General features: G+C 44.5%; 9 protein-coding genes. 1 reads left to right on the forward strand and 8 read right to left on the reverse strand.

From position 1 onward, the window contains the following. Window positions 1-353: 353 nt before the first annotated feature. The 3 genes from AC1DU2_RS06020 to AC1DU2_RS06030 form a co-directional block, all read right to left on the reverse strand. Window positions 354-1,037, reverse strand: coding sequence for a hypothetical protein (locus tag AC1DU2_RS06020; protein WP_477383337.1), 684 nt, complete (start codon window positions 1,035-1,037; stop codon window positions 354-356). Beyond that, window positions 1,034-3,766 (reverse strand): MBG domain-containing protein, encoded by a 2,733-nt coding sequence (locus tag AC1DU2_RS06025; protein WP_477383338.1) that lies wholly within the window; start codon window positions 3,764-3,766, stop codon window positions 1,034-1,036. Before AC1DU2_RS06025 ends, AC1DU2_RS06020 begins: the two co-directional genes overlap by 4 nt. A 272-nt stretch (window positions 3,767-4,038) precedes the next feature. Then, window positions 4,039-4,584 carry a lipocalin family protein gene (locus AC1DU2_RS06030; protein ID WP_477366384.1) on the reverse strand — a complete coding sequence of 182 codons (546 nt, stop codon included), beginning with the start codon at window positions 4,582-4,584 and terminating at the stop codon, window positions 4,039-4,041. 105 nt (window positions 4,585-4,689) lie between these two features. Between AC1DU2_RS06030 and AC1DU2_RS06035 the strand changes: the two genes are divergently transcribed. Next, window positions 4,690-5,529, forward strand: coding sequence for an SDR family oxidoreductase (locus tag AC1DU2_RS06035; protein ID WP_477383340.1), 840 nt, complete (start codon window positions 4,690-4,692; stop codon window positions 5,527-5,529). A 210-nt stretch (window positions 5,530-5,739) separates the two neighbouring features. Here AC1DU2_RS06035 and AC1DU2_RS06040 read toward each other — a convergent pair whose 3' ends face one another. The 5 genes from AC1DU2_RS06040 to AC1DU2_RS06060 form a co-directional block, all read right to left on the reverse strand. Further along, complete coding sequence (locus AC1DU2_RS06040; RefSeq protein WP_477383341.1) at window positions 5,740-7,935, reverse strand: GH92 family glycosyl hydrolase; 2,196 nt, start codon at window positions 7,933-7,935, stop codon at window positions 5,740-5,742. A 9-nt stretch (window positions 7,936-7,944) separates the two neighbouring features. After that, entirely contained in the window at window positions 7,945-10,221 is a 2,277-nt protein-coding gene (locus AC1DU2_RS06045) for a beta-N-acetylhexosaminidase (protein WP_477383342.1), read from the reverse strand. Between the two features lie 17 nt (window positions 10,222-10,238). Continuing rightward, window positions 10,239-11,390: an acyltransferase family protein gene (locus tag AC1DU2_RS06050; RefSeq protein WP_477383344.1), complete on the reverse strand. Its 1,152-nt coding sequence runs from the start codon at window positions 11,388-11,390 to the stop codon at window positions 10,239-10,241. A 31-nt stretch (window positions 11,391-11,421) separates the two neighbouring features. Next, on the reverse strand, window positions 11,422-14,208 hold the full coding sequence (locus tag AC1DU2_RS06055) for a family 78 glycoside hydrolase catalytic domain (protein WP_477383346.1): 2,787 nt from the start codon (window positions 14,206-14,208) through the stop codon (window positions 11,422-11,424). A gap of 149 nt (window positions 14,209-14,357) precedes the next feature. Further along, complete coding sequence (locus AC1DU2_RS06060; RefSeq protein ID WP_477383347.1) at window positions 14,358-15,851, reverse strand: RagB/SusD family nutrient uptake outer membrane protein; 1,494 nt, start codon at window positions 15,849-15,851, stop codon at window positions 14,358-14,360. Window positions 15,852-15,865 lie beyond the last annotated feature (14 nt).

Below are 15,865 nucleotides of genomic sequence, written 5' to 3' on the forward strand. Positions count from 1 at the left end.
TTGTTTATAAATAAAAAAACTGTCCTTGGTTCATGCCCCCATCACGTTTTGGGATTTATATAATCATTTGGTTGAACGCCGGCTACGACTCACCCGGCGAGGCTACGCCCGCCACCCTCTCTCCGGCTACGCCGCAAAGAGGGTCTTGGAATTTATATTTACAAATAGCTGATTATAAAATAATTACCTTCAAAAACCCTCTTTCCACCGCAGGTGAAGAGAGGGTGGTCGGGCGTAGCCTCGACCGGGTGAGTCGTAGCCGCCATGCGATAAACATCATCGTCCCATCATTACATGTATGAAAACTTTAATACCGAATTCAGACTACCTCTAAGCTCTCGTTTCCCGGTATGTTATTTCTGAACAAAGAAATTATATGTTCCTGAATCGGAGATATTGCCGTTGGCATCTATGGTAACTACACGCCAGTAATAAGTGGTATTTGCTCCTACCGTTACATCATTAACAAAAGTATCTGTAATATGGTTCCTGAACAAATCAGGGTTGCCCGATGGACCAAAATACACGTCGTAAGCTACAATGTTTGAACTTACCGAGCTTCCTTTCCACGTAAGGTTTACTTTGGTTGTACCAGCGCTTAAAACGGCGCCAAATGCAGGTGCTGTAATTTCTGCAGGAAAGGGTGCATAAGTTACAACTCCTGGCCCGGCGTTGTAAAATTTCCAGGTATCACTTTTGGTTACAACCGATGATTTATTTGATTTAGAATCGATGTACCACGAATAAGGAGTATTGCGGAGCAATTTTACCGTTGCACTTGTTGCTGACGTGGTTTGTGTTGTTGCCGCTTTAGTTAAAAGGTTTGTTATCGTTAAATCGTACTGGTTTGTATTTGAAGATGCGTTCCATGAAAAAGAAACCGAGCTTTCTGTGGCAGATAGTACTGTACCTGTAAGGCATGGCTGATCTTTTAGCGGCGCAGATAAAGTTGCTATGCCCGGCGCAGGCGCGGGCGCTTTTTTTCCGCACGATACGATAACCAATATTGCTACTACACTTAAAATACGCTTCATCATTTTTTTACAATTTTATAGCCGGATTTATTGTTATCCAGGTTTAAATTAAGGTAATACACCCCATTTGGCAGGGCCGACATATCAAGCTGCATTACTCCCGATTGATTGGTGTATTTGTTATTCAACACGGTTTTGCCGCTCATGGTATTAATCACGTTAACCCCCACGTTACTAATGGTTTGATTACCAATATTAACATTAAGTACATTTTGAAACGGATTGGGGAATGGTACAACCTTATCGGCAACTATAATAACTTTTTCAATTACGCCCTGGCATAGGTTATCTGTTGTTATGCTGAGTTTATTGTAACCGGCAGATAGCGGAAGGCTAATCTCATTTTGTGTAGTATTATACGTTACGCTGTTTAATACTATCTTAAACGATGTACCGCCATCCAGTTGCAAGTTCAAATTATTAAGCTTTGGATCGACGGTTGAGTAAACCGACAGATCCTTAGGCTCGGTAACCTTTACCTGGAAGCACTGGCTGAAAATTTCGCCGTCAACCGAAAAACAGATACTGTACTCGCCCGGCGACAGGTTGTTCACCGTTAATGAATCGGTAAAGGAGTAAGATTTGTTCAGCCCGTTTCCTGTTAATGCCGCGTTATATTTAAGCTTTTGCAATGCCGCTATGTGGATGAGCCCATTGTTACTTCCCTTACAGGTTGCACTTACAACGCTGATGTTGAAATTATTGGGCGGTAGCTGCAACTGTGTTAAAACACTGATATATAAGGAATAAGTAGTGTAATTATTTGCAGTGATGGCAACCGTATAAGCCCCTGTTTTGGTAGCGACATAGGAATTAGTTGTTGCGCCGGTTATCTCCTTCCCGTCAACCGCCCATTGGTAGGTATAACCGGTTGATGGCGAAGCCGACAGCGTAACACTACCACCCTTAACAATAGTTGTTGACCCAGTGGCCGTAATTACAGGCACGGGTGCCACAATCAGCTTACCGGCCACATAATTGAATGTGTAATTTTTTGCACTGGCCCCTGTCGCCGTTATGGGGTAAGTCCCCGCTGCCGAATTTTTGGTTGCCGTGGTACTAATTACAGGCCTGGTAATAATTACAGTGGTATCCTGCCCATAAACAAATCCCTTATAACCAACCGTTAAAGCCGGATTATCTTTCAGGATGGTTTTTATTTTGTCATCGGCAGTAACCGTTAAAACCGCTTTATTAACTGTTAAGGGCTGGCTAACAGGTACAGCAGCCGTATAGTTAACATTGCCATCCTGGTTGGCCGTTATGGTAGTTGTACCCGCAGCCTTAATGTGTATTTTATCTTTAACAATGGTTGCCACGGTTGTATCACTGCTGCTGTAACGTATCTTGATCACGGTATCGGTGCTTGTGGCAAGCGGGCTATAATCAACAGCACCGTAGGTAACAGCCTGCAGCTTATTAAACGTAATAGTTTGCGAGCCGATGCCTACCGTAATATTCACCTTTGCACTTGACGAACCAGAGCCGTTATATGCAGTAACAGTATAATCTTTAGCAGGCGATATAGATAAAGGTATACCACTAATTACACCCGTACTGTCAATACTAAGGCCCAATGGTAAACGCGGGCTTACAGTATAACCGTTAACTGCAACTTTTCTGATCCTGTCATTACCCTGGTCGGCAACCAACAGGTTATTTTTACCATCAAACGTTAAACCCATGCTGCCCCTGTAGCTGCTTAAAGTATCGGTAGCATCATTAAAAGTTTTGTATGATCCGCCCGAAAATGGAAGCGGCCCAATTTGTTTGCCTGCCTTATCAAACTGTATAATACTGTAAGCCTCCACAGTCGAAAGATATACACGGTTTAAATTATCAACAGTGATGCCATATGGCGATATATAAGTGGTATCAGTAAAGGTATTCACAAAACCAGGGCCGTTAGATGCTGTATACACCTGCCTGATGCAATTATTTCCCTGGTCGGCCACGTAGGCTATCCCGTTTTTATCTACAGCAACACTATATGGTATTCTAAAAGTTGCTTTTGAACCAAAGCCATCAATACGCCCCGGGGCTCCTGTACCAGCAATTGTGCTAACATCGCCCGAAGGTGTTATCCACCTGATCATGTTATTATAAGTATCAGCAACAATTATGTTGCCCGATTTAGCGTCATAAACCAGGCTGTACGGGTGGTTAAAGCTTGCAGCAGTTCCGTTACCGTTTTTATTACCGTCGTTAACATTACCCGCAAATGTACTTACCAACCCGGCCGGTGTTATCTTCCTGATCATGTTATTGCTAAAATCAGCAACGTACACGTTATCATTTTTATCCACCGTTACCCCTGTAGGATAATTAAATCGCGCAGCTGTATCCTGTCCATTTTTTGCGCCTTTTTTTGGATTGCCCGCAAATGTACTTACCACGCCTTTAGCCGATATCTTCCTGATCATGTTTAAGTTGGCATCGGCAACATACATATTTCCCTTACTATCAAGGGCAACGCTAACCGGGTTTTCAAAACGGGCATATTTGGCCAGGGTGTCTTTATAGCCATAGAATCCGCTGCCGGCCAGTGTACTAACTTTCGAATAAATTTCTGCGGGTATTGCGCCACCGGTATTTTTGGGAGCAGCAAGGGTTGCTGTTTTTCCTACCGTAAATTTAACAGCGCCACTGTAACTAATGGCCGGGGCCTGCGCAAAGCTATTTTTGGCAATAAATAAAATCAGGCAGGTTATGACAAGGTAAAATTTCCTCATATTATCGGTTTAGGAATTTTAAGGCAAGTTTGAGTTAAAAAATTTATGGAAAAGTATCAAAATTGCGGCAAATATCAAAATAGTTATGAAATGTTTATTTAAAAGATATGCAAACTGTATGTTTTACTTAGGCAGATTATTAAAACATTATGATTAAGTTAATTTTTGTTTAATATTTTATTACCTGCATCATCATACAATTCAATAAACTTAAAAGCATGAAAGGCCTTATCATTGCTGATAAAGCCTTTCATGAGCTATAAAATCAATTGTTAAATTCCCGACAAATCTCCGATTTGCTCGGTTTTTACCAGTTGGCGAATATCAAAACCTTTGTTTGCGGCCCGCACCAGCAACTGGTTATAAGTTTGATCGTCCAGCGTAGGCCTTCGGCTCAAAATCCATAAAAATTTACGGTTTGGGTGGCCAACCACGGCGTAACTATAATCTTTTGCTAAATCGATTATCCAGTACTTGCCTTTAAAAGGCCAGAAGAATTGCACCGACAGTTTGGAGTTAACTCCTTTATCTGTCACCGTTGCACGGCCCTCTGTTACTTTAAGCTCGGTTCCTTTAATGCACCTGTTTTTAACAATGATACTGCCATCCCTGGCCAGGCCGTAGGTTGCCGATGTACATGAACATCCTTTTTCAAACGGCTGCGGAAATGCGGCTATCTCGAACCAGGTGCCCAGGTATTTTTTCAGGTCGACGTAATTTACAGTTTCCAAAGGTTTTTCATGGGCGTGCAGCACCAGGGCCGAAGCAGCCAAACCCAAACCTAATACTACAGAAGTTGCCAAAATTTCTTTCTTCATACTCTAATAACGATTAGCCCCGGCAAAAAGTTTAAACCCAATGCAGATATTTATGTTGTTAAACACCCTGAAATATTTAATTACCTTTGCCACAAAGCATTAAAATTGGAGAGTACAGCTGCATTTCAGCACAAAAACACCATCAGTATATTAGGCTGCGGCTGGTACGGCCTGGCATTAGCCAAAGCACTTATCAGCGATGGGATAAGGGTAAAAGGATCAACAACATCGGAGCAAAAAATAGCTTTGCTGGCTAATGAAGGAATTGAGCCATACCTGGTCAATTTCTCTGCAGATGGCGAAGCATATAACGCTGATTTCTTTGATTGCGAAGTGCTTTTTATCGCGATACCGCCAAAAGCCCGGTCGGGCGCCGGCGCCGAGTTTATTCCTAAAATACGGCGTATACTAAGCGCAATTAGGCTTCACCATGTAAAAAAAGTGGTATTCATAAGTTCAACGGCGGTATATGCCGATTTAAATTGCGAAGTAGATGAGCGCACCCCTCCGCTACCTGATACAGAATCGGGCAAAATTCTGCTGGAAGCCGAAAACCTGTTCAAAAATGACCCGGCATTTAAAACAACCATTGTCCGCTTCGCGGGATTAATTGGCCCCGGCCGAAATCCCGGACGTTTCTTTGCCGGTAAAAAAAATATTCCGAACGGGAATGCGCCTGTTAACCTCATTCACCTGGACGATTGTATAGGATTAGCAAAAGCTATTATTCGCCAGGATGCCTTTGGATATCTTTTTAACGGATGTGCACCAAATCATCCTGCAAAGTCGGCGTTCTATACCCAGGCAGCCATAAATTCCGGACTTGATAAGCCCGACTTTATAGATGAATTGAAAGAGTGGAAAATTGTAAAAAGCGTGAATTTGGAAAATATCCTGGGATATCAATGTAGGCAGCATTTGAGCGGCTCTGATACATTTGCCTGATCCTGGTAAAAAGCACCTGGTACCTTCGGCAGCTGTATCGCCAACAATGGGCACCAATATTGGAGCGCCTAAATTGCGCAATACACCAATTTAGCGTTAACCATGATAAAATATAACATATTGATTATTAAAAACTTATAAATATTTTATCTGAAATGTGTTAAGTTATGTTAACCCAATTAAAAGCGTTTGCCCTGACAGTGCAGTCCTTTATTTTTTTAAGGTCTCGCTTCCCTTATCCCCCATCAGAAAAACCAGCCTGCCTCCTTTCAAAATATCTTTATGGCTGATATAATTCTTCAGATAAGGCTTACCATTCAAACTGATACTTTGTACATACTTGTTGGCTGTCGATAAGTTTTTAGCCTCGATAACAAAACTTTTATTAGCGGGTAATGCCAGACTAACCTTACTTAACTGGGGTGCACCAAACACATATTTACCATCGGCCGGGTTAACCGGGTAAAAGCCCATGGCTGTAAAAATATACCATGCCGACATTTGCCCGCAATCATCATTCCCGGATAGGCCGTCGGGTTTGTTTTGGTAAAACTGATCAGCAATTTGCCTTACCAAACGTTGCGTTTTAGCAGCATCGCCGGCAAGCGTGTATAAATAAGCAATATGGTGATTGGGCTCATTGCCATGCGCGTACTGTCCTATCAACCCGGTAACATCCAGCGTTGAGGCCTTGCCAAACACTTTGGAATCCATACTAAACAACGAATCGAGTTTGGTTAGGAACGCCCGCCTGCCTCCCATCAATTTTATTAATTCCGGAACGTCTTGCTGTACCTGCCAGGTGTACTGCCAGGCGTTGCCTTCGGTATAGTCGCCGCCAATGGCCAGTTGCCCGCTATCCAGGTTGGCAAAGGGCTGTACCCAGTTACCATCGGCCAGTTTGCCCCGCATCAGGTTGGTTGATTTATCAAACAGGTTTTTGTAGAAGGAAGACCGTTTACTGAAGTAATTGTAATCTGATGTTTTGTTAAGCAATTTGGCTAACCGGGCCGCACACCAATCGTCATAAGCAGCCTCTAAGGTACGCGATACCGCCTCGCGCTTTACCAATTCAGACGGCAGGTAGCCATACTTCATGTACAAATCCCAATTGTATTTAGGGTTTTTATTGGTGGTAAGCGTAGCTTTAATGGCCGCAAATGCCTGTTCCTTATCAAAGCCCTTAATCCCTTTCAGGCTGGCATCCACAATAACCGGGATGGCATGATTGCCTATCATAGCGTAGCTTTCTTTGCCAAACAATGTCCATACAGGCAATAATTTAGCTACGTTAAAGTGTTGCAGCATCGTCTCAACCATCTGCCCGTCTTTATCAGGACAGATGAGTGTATACAGTGGATGAGCGGCCCGGTAGGTATCCCATAATGACAAGGTGGAATAATAAACCTTATCGGCAGACTGATGCACTAAGCCATCAGCTCCGCGGTATTTGCCATCTACATCTGCAATATTATTGGGTTGGATAAGGGCATGGTAAATACTGGTGTAAAAGGCTATTTTCTGCTCGTCTCCCCCCTCGGCCTTCAACCGGGAAAAATAGTTTTCCCAAACTTTGGCCACCTCGGCTTTAACCTGTGCAAAGGTTTTATTGCCCGTTTCGGCAGCAAGATTTTTACGGGCTCCATCGATGCTCACTGTAGATATGGCAACCCTGGCTTCAATTGTTTCGCCGGGCTGGGTGTCAAAATCAACAACCAATCGGCGATGGGCGTCGCCATCAATAAAATGATAGCCGGTAAAGGCTTTGCCGAACGTAGCGGTAAAAAACACCTTCTTCTCAACCCATTGGCTGGTATTGGCATACCCGCTGATGTTGTTTTTGCTGTTGATGGTAATGCTACCTTCAGATACATGCTCTTTCAATTGTTCGGCATCCTCAACCAGGCCGCTTTGCAGGTCAATAAGCAAATGCGACTTGCCAGGTTTGCTGAACGTATAACGATGCAAACCAGCATGAGCCGCAGCGGTGAGCTGCGCTTTGATGTTGTGATCGCCTAAAACAACCTCATAGTACCCTGGGGATGCTTTTTCTGTTTGGTGCGAGAATTTGCTCTCGAATTTTATGGGTTCATTTCCCTGGAATGGGAAAAACAATACATCGCCCAAATCAACACCGCCGGTGCCGCTTAAATGGGTATGGGCAAAACCGGTTATCACGCTATCTTCATAACGGTAACCCGAACAATAATTCCAGCCAAAGTTACCGGTCTCAGGGCTTAGCTGCACCAATCCGAAAGGAACAGTAGCACCCGGAAATGTATGCCCGGTTGCCGATGTGCCTATAAAAGGGTTTACGTATTTACCATATGTTTGGGCATAGGCTATACGACCCGCAACAAGGTAAAATAGCAACAACGTAACTTTCGGGCACCAGGATAACCTCATATCAAACGTTTATTGATGGAACATATAAACCTGAGGATCTATCACCTCACCATCGGCAGCTTTGATAATCAGCAAATCCTCGTTACGGTTGGTGTTATCGGCAATATAATGGCCGCTAATAGCATAGGCACCTTTTTTAAGGTGAAGCATTCCTTTTTGCGGCTGCGCGTACTTATCCTTGCCCCGGTATATGATCTGCTCGCCATTGATAAACAGCGCCGGGCTAACCAAAAAGCCCGAAGTAAACTGGTAATCACCGTCGGCAGTAATCCGGATAAAGCCGTTTACTTTTACCCAGGTCAGGTTACCGTCTGTTACCGGCAGCACCATGGGCGTTGCTGAATTAATGATAGCAGTTGTCACCACCTGAGTGGTATCTACTTTATCAATATTGTATTCCTTGCTTTTAATCAGCCGGTAGCTGAAGCCGGGAGTAAATGCCGCCTGGTCAATAACCACGGGCTTAATATCCACATGCCTGATCATCGCTTCCTGCAAAATATGTTGCTTATTTAGTGTCCAGGTGGTATAGGTTTTAATGCTGAATGTATCCTGCAGCATGGTATTGATTTTTAACGGGAACGATTGTGGTTTAGCGGTGCTATCGGGCATTTTGCCGTTAAGCGAATAACGTACCTGCGCGCCCAACAGCGGATATTTAAGCACCAGGCCAAACTGGTTGCTGTTGGTTACAATGTTATCCATACCCACAATATCGGGCAGGCGGGCATTCCAGTTCCAGAGTTTGAAGTAGCCGTATTGCTGCTTCATCTTATAGGCAAATCTATCTATGTCTTTATTTTCCGCTGCCGACCAGGTGAGTTCGGCTACAGCTAAAGCACGCGGGTAAACCATGTACTGCAGGTGTGTTGCAGCGGGCACTTTTTCGGCCCAGATATTGCCCTGGGCACCTAAAATGTATTTGGCCTCTTCGGCGTTAAGCTCTTTAGACATGGGTTCGTAGTTGTACACCATTTGCCAGGTTACCGTTGGGTTCCATCCCACCGGTTCCAAATCCTCGGCGGCCTGCGGTGCATCAAAATACATATAAGGCAGCGGTGTCATCACCACATGGTGGTGCATTTTTGCCGCGGCTATACCGCCCGCCTCACCCTGCCAGCTCATTACCGTGGCCGATTCGGCCAGGCCACCCTGCAATATCTCGTCCCAGCCAATGAGTCTTTTATTTTTGGAGAGCAGGAATTTTTCTATTCGTTTAATAAAATAACTTTGTACCTCCTTCTCACTTTTCAGGCCCTCCTTTTTCATCAGCGCTACGGCCGTTGGGCTTTTCAGCCAGGCCTCCATCTCGGCTTCATCGCCGCCAATGTGAATGTATTGATTTGGGAACAGTGCCATCACTTCGGTAAGCACATTCTCCATAAAGGTAAAAGTATACTCGCCCGGATCCAGCATGCGCACACGATGTTTGGCACCGGTTGAATCCTGGCAGCCTAATTCGGGATAAGCAAATATAGCAGCCTCGCTGTGGCCGGGCATTTCAATTTCGGGCAGAATGGTTACAAACCTGTCCTGCGCGTATTTCACCACGTCTTTTATTTCAGCCTGGGTATAAAATCCGTCTCTGCCACCACCATCTATCAAATTATCCAGTTTCCGAAATTTTCCCTGTTTTTCATAATAGGTGATCCTGGCACCAACTTCGGTCAGTTTTGGGTACTTATTAATCTGGATGCGCCAACCTTCATCATCCGTTAAATGCCAGTGAAATACATTTAGCTTGTAATGGGCCATCACGTCAATATACCTCTTAACCTCATCAACCGTAAAAAAATGGCGGCTTACATCCAAACTTAAACCACGCCACTGAAAGCGGGGTTCATCGGCAATACTGCATGCCGTTAATTTTAAAGGAGCAACGGCCCGCCCCGGTAATAATTGAATTAATGACTGTACCCCGTAAAACACGCCGGCGCCGTTACCCGATATTTTTACCGTGCGGGGTTTTACCTCCAGGTTATAAGCACCTTGTTTATTGGTTGCTGTGGTTACCAATTGGATAGTTGTAGCGGCCGGAACTTTAGGATAAACTTTAAGCTTCAAATTCAGCTTATAATACGTAGCAAGGTAGGTTTGCAGGTATTTACCCACAGCCTCGCTTTCTTTATCAACCCCGATAACTGCTTTACTGCTTAAAATAAAGCTGCTTTTTTGTTCGGTTAAGTGCAAAGGCTGCGGTATAATGTGTAGCTGCGCCTTTACCTGTAAACTGATGCAGGTACCTATGAAAATAGCGGTTAAATATTTTATGCTGATGTTGTTCATGTAATATAGGGGGAGACTTAAATTTTTACGGTGATTTTTTGGACGTACAATATCCAAACAGGGATAAATATAATGATAACCGTAAGTATGGCCGATATCAGCGACGCATTCTCTGGCGAAAAATTGGGCGTAAGGAGGTGAAAGTACATGTACGACCAGATATTTGTTTTATGCCCGTTGTCCGTAACCGGGATAATGGATAGTATCTCCGGGATTACATCGGCTAAAACATAAGCAGCTATGGCGTTCCGGCCAAAGGCAAGGAATGGCGGCAGGATTTTCTTATAGCCTTTTATATCAATAAGCCAGTACGATAACGATAGGATAATAATAGCCAACCCGGCAGTAAACAGCACAAACGAGCTTGTCCACAATTGTTTATTGATAGGGAAAAACGTGTTCCATACTAAGCCAAGTATCACCAGCAGCACGCCCGCACCAGTAAGTTTAAAAATTTCGTTGCCGTTTTTAAGCCGGTCACTCTTAAGCCAGGTGCCTGTAAATATGCCTAACAAACAGGTACCAATAGCAGGTATAGTGCCCAACAGCCCTTCAGGGTCCCATGTTTTAGAGGCCTGCCAAAGGTGATTGGTGGTAAAAACTATCCTATCAATATAAGCACCCAAATTGGTTTCCTTTTCCAGGTTGGGATGAGCTACGCCGGGAACCGGCACAAAGGTCATGATTAAATAATAACCTATTAAACAGCCTACCGCAATAATAATTTGCGTACGGGTATTTGTTTTCAAATACATAATGGCGGTAATACCAAATACCACTCCTATGCGCTGCAATACGCCGGGGAAACGAAGATGGGCAAACTGGAAATCACTGATCAGGGGCAGGCAAACACCTAATGCAACGATGATTAATGTACGGCGCAGGATAGAAAGGATAACCTTGCTATGGTTTGCTTCATCGGCCTTTTTTCCCTGCATGGCGTAAACGATGGATACCCCAACCATAAAAAGAAAGAAGGGAAACACCAGGTCGGTTGGGGTGCAGCCATTCCATTTAGAGTGTTCCAGCGGCCAGTAAATATGCCCCCAATCGCCGGGATCATTTACCAGGATCATAGCCGCAACGGTAAAGCCACGAAAAAAATCGAGCGAAAGTAGTCGTGGCCTGCTGGTGCTGGTGCCCTTATCGCCAACTATTGTATTTGCCATGTTTTTATTATTTCCATAAATCACCCGGCTATCAGATCTTTTTCCCCGGGGCCTTAAGCGTATATACAAAATGATACGTACCCGAAACTACATTCATCTGTTCATCATTACCAACTTTTTTAATTTCGGTTATCTCTTCTTCGGTATTAAAATCCAGGCCACTTTCGGTGATCTGATCTGTTACCGATGGCAAAATAACATGCGCCGTAGTATTTGGCGGCACTACAATATCGAGGGTAAATATGCCATTATCAATACTCCATGCCGATTTTATTTTGCCGTACAGGGTTTCCAGTTCGGCCTGCGCGCTGGTTAATTTACCGCCCGGCTTTGGCGCAATAATAATTTTGTGGAACCCCGGATCAGCCTCATCTGTATTAATGCCGGCAATTACCCGGTACATCCAATCGCCTATGGCACCGTAGGCGTAATGGTTAAAGGAGTTCATTTCGGGGTCTTCAAAAGTTCCATCGGGTTTAATGCCATCCCAACGCTCCCAAATTGTGGTGGCACCGTTTTTAACCGGGTATAACCACGATGGGTAGGACTCTTTCATCAGCAGATCGTAAGCGATATCGGTAAACCCAAAACGGCTTAAAACGTGGCAAATATAGGGCGTACCTAAAAACCCGGTGGTGATATGCTCATCATAATCGTCAATATTTTTTACCAGCCTTTTTGCTGCCGATACCCTCAGGTTCTCGGGCAGTAAATCAAAATTCAATGCCAGCACGTAGGATGTTTGCGTACCCGAAATCATGCGTCCATTGGGCGTTACATACTCGCTGTTAAACGCTTTTTTGATATTATATAACAGTTGCGAATATTTTTGAACATCATCGCTTTTGCCCAATATTTTGGCTGCATTGATGAGCAATTGGGTTGAATGGGCATAAAATGCCTGCGCTATCAGGTTTTTGTCGGTTAGCGCGGCGCCATCTTCGTAATTGGTACCGGCATAAAACAGCCAGTCGCCAAAGTGGTTGCCTGTATCCCACAGGTAATTGCGGCTGTGTAGCTGAATGTAGCCCACCCAGGCCTTCATGCTTTCGTACTGCTGCTGCAACACCTGCTTGTCGTTATAAGCCAGGTAAATATTCCAGGGGGCTATGGTGGCCACATCGCTCCAGCCGGATGCGGCTGACGATGCACTATCCAGCATATTGGGTATCACGTAAGGCACAGCCCCGTCTTTATGCTGATCGGCGGTTAAATCTTTTAGCCATTTGGTATAAAAGCCTGCCACATCCATATTAAAAGTGGCAGTACGGCAAAAGGCTTGTGCATCCCCCGTCCAACCCATGCGTTCATCGCGCTGCGGGCAATCGGTAGGCACATCAATAAAGTTTCCTTTTTGCCCCCACTGAATATTGTGCTGTAACTGGTTAACCAAAGGGTTTGAGGTAGAAAATTTGCCCGTTTGCGCCATATCCGAGTAAACGGCATAAGCAGCTAAATTTGTTGAATCCAGCGGACCGGTATAACCTACCACTTTTAAAAACCTGAAGCCCTGGAAAGTAAAATGAGGTTCGAAAGTGGCAAGGCTGTCATCTTTAAAAACATAGGTAATTTCTTGTTTGGCTGTGCGCAGGTTTTTGGTGTAAAAGTTCCCTTTCTGATCCAACACTTCGGCATGGTAAAGTTTTATGGTATCGCCTGCCTTTGCTTTCAGTTTAAACTGCACCCAGCCTACCAGGTTTTGGCCAAAATCAACAACCCGTTCGCCTGCCGGTGTGGTAAATACCTTTAGGGGTAAAAACTTTTCGTGTTTTTTTACGGTGGGACCTGCTGTGGCAATCAAGTTATCTTTAATGGTCGAATCGGTTTTAACCGTGTCCCAACCCATCTCCTTATAAAGGGGACTGGTCCAGCCAATTTTTTCTTTGCGGGCATCATAAACCTCACCATCAAAAAAAGACGACGAGCGTATTGGGCCATAAGCCACTTTCCAGCTTTTATCTGAATTAATTATTTCGCGTTTACCGTTGGTATAAACTAACTCCAACTGGCAAAGCAGGGCCAGTTTTTTACCGTATACATTTTTTTTACGGTTATAAGTATAACCCCTGTACCAGCCATCGCCTATGGTTACTCCTATAGCATTATCACCTTTTTGGATACTGGAAGTAACGTCATATACATTGTACTGGATGCGTTTGTTATAACTTGTCCAGCCGGGTGCAAAATAATCGTTGCCGACGCGCTTGCCATTTATTTGCGCTTCAAAAACGCCATGCGCCGTAATGTATAAATGTGCAGCACGCACTTTTTTATCTAATTTAAAACTTTTACGGAACATTGGCGCCGGCCCACCGGTGGTATCAGACACATAGGTATCCTGGATCCATTTGGCCGACCAGTCGGCAGGGTTTAGCAAACCCATTTTCCAAAAGTTAACCATGCACCAGGGGGTTACCCTGTTTTTATTATCCCATACCCTAACCTGCCAATAAACTTTTTGGCGCGAAGCAAGCATCGGCCCGCCATAATAAATCTGGATAGATTGATCTGAATAAATACGACCAGTACCCCAAATGATATCCTTGCCCTTAGTTAACGACACTGCATTACTTCCAACTCTTATTTCGTAGGATGTTTGCTGAATACCGCGCTCCGGGCATACCAGTTTCCAGCTCAAACGGGGATTAGCAACGGCAACCGATATGGGGTTGGTTTTATACTCACAAATAAGGTTATCAACCGTGATGGGTGGTGGTAATGGCTTAACCTGGCAGAAACAGCTTAGGGAAACAGAAAATAATAAAACGATACTGAAGCATCCTTTTTTGAGCACGCTTACCTGTTGAATATAATTCATGCATTAAATATAGCTTTAGAACGATTTTTGTTTTAAGTACCGTACATATTTAGCTATAAAACAAGTAAAAATGATGTGGTAATTGCAATATCTATCAGTAAACGAAAATGGCCCCGCAAAAGTTTCGCGGGGCCGGTAAGCCCAGGGGGCTAATGCTCCAGGGTGCCTTCGGTTAATGGGTATTGAAAAAGCAGGCGGATATTTGAGTATGCAGCTGAGTTAACATTCCAGTAAGGTTTTTTAAACGCCTTTTCGCGGGCGCCATGGGCGGTCATCACGGCAACTGCCTTACCTGTACGTAAAAGGTCAAACCAGCGGTGGTTTTCAAATGCAAGTTCAACCTGCCTTTCATGCGCTATAGCAGTACGAAAACCATCCTGCCCCGAAACATTTAATGCAGGATCATCATTCCCAACAGATTTAGCTGCCAGGCCGGCGCGTTCGCGTACCAGGTTTAAATATTTAAAGGCATCGCCGCCACCTGCAAAGCCCTGCTCGTTAAGGCACTCGGCCAGCATCAGGTAAACGTCAGCGTAACGGTATACCGGGAAGTTTTTGCCGGTTACACCCTGCACAGCGCTGGTGGTTGCAAACTTTTTAATAAATGGCAAATCCACACCATACTCGTCAGACGTAAATTCAATTAACGAAGCATCTTTGCGGTTATCGCCATCCTCGTATGCGTTAACCAGATCTTGTGTTGGGATATTCCAGCCGTTTTGCGCGCCGTTGGCTATCTCAAAACCGCTTACATCCGAGTCATAATAATCCCAGGGTATAAACGTATCCACAAAATCGCTGCCCAACCCGTTGGAACCTTCAATGTATTGTATCTCGAAAACGGACTCGGGGCCGTTCTCTTTGGTAATATCAAAATTGTCGGCATAATCGGCGTTCAAACTATAGGCGTTTGATGCGATAATATTGCGCAATAGCGGTATAGCCAGGTCAAACTTTTTCTGGGTCATATACACTTCGGCAAGCATGGTTTCGGCAGTCCCCTTGGTTACCCGGCCTTTATTTGCTGCGCCGGCATAAGCTACGGGTAATTTGGCAACCGCAACCTGTGCATCGGCAATAATAGCAGCGTAAACAGCGGCAACTTCGGCCTTGGTTGCTACCTTGTAAGCCTCGCTTACCGATGCTACCTCGTTAAGTACCAGTGGCACCCGGCCAAACATACGCACCAGGTTAAAATAGTTAAAAGCGCGTAAAAAACTGGCTTGCCCGGCAATGGTATCTGCAACGGCAGCATCCAGTTTAACGGCCGGCAGCCTGGCCAAAATAGCGTTGCAGCGGCCAATACCTGTATAGCTGGCGCTGAAAAAGGCACCTACCATATCATTATTGTTCAACTCCCTAAACTCGTCTATTTCTTCTTTGTTAGTACCAGAGCGATCATAGGGGTCAAACTCGTACGATGTATTATCAGACCGCATTTCGCCCATTGCCCAAAAACTGCCATTATACAGGCCCTGTAATGGTGCGTAAGCCCCGTTAACCGCCTGAACAAACTGTGCCTGTGTTTTAAAAAAGTTGGTTGTGTTTTGAGTATCGGCAGGCTGAAGGTTAAGATAATCTTTTTTACACCCCCACATACCACATGCGATAAGTACCAGGAAAATGTATATGTATTTTTTCATGATTTCGATTGTTA

This window comes from Mucilaginibacter sp. P4_C11, from assembly GCF_056402115.1.

Bases quoted from the DNA above. Each gene is read 5' to 3' on its own strand.
- AC1DU2_RS06030 (WP_477366384.1), bottom strand. From the start codon at position 4,584: ATGAAGAAAGAAATTTTGGCAACTTCTGTAGTATTAGGTTTGGGTTTG.
- AC1DU2_RS06045 (WP_477383342.1), bottom strand. From the start codon at position 10,221: ATGAACAACATCAGCATAAAATATTTAACCGCTATTTTCATAGGTACC.
- AC1DU2_RS06040 (WP_477383341.1), bottom strand. From the start codon at position 7,935: ATGAGGTTATCCTGGTGCCCGAAAGTTACGTTGTTGCTATTTTACCTT.
- AC1DU2_RS06055 (WP_477383346.1), bottom strand. From the start codon at position 14,208: ATGAATTATATTCAACAGGTAAGCGTGCTCAAAAAAGGATGCTTCAGT.
- AC1DU2_RS06020 (WP_477383337.1), bottom strand. From the start codon at position 1,037: ATGATGAAGCGTATTTTAAGTGTAGTAGCAATATTGGTTATCGTATCG.
- AC1DU2_RS06050 (WP_477383344.1), bottom strand. From the start codon at position 11,390: ATGGCAAATACAATAGTTGGCGATAAGGGCACCAGCACCAGCAGGCCA.
- AC1DU2_RS06025 (WP_477383338.1), bottom strand. From the start codon at position 3,766: ATGAGGAAATTTTACCTTGTCATAACCTGCCTGATTTTATTTATTGCC.
- AC1DU2_RS06060 (WP_477383347.1), bottom strand. From the start codon at position 15,851: ATGAAAAAATACATATACATTTTCCTGGTACTTATCGCATGTGGTATG.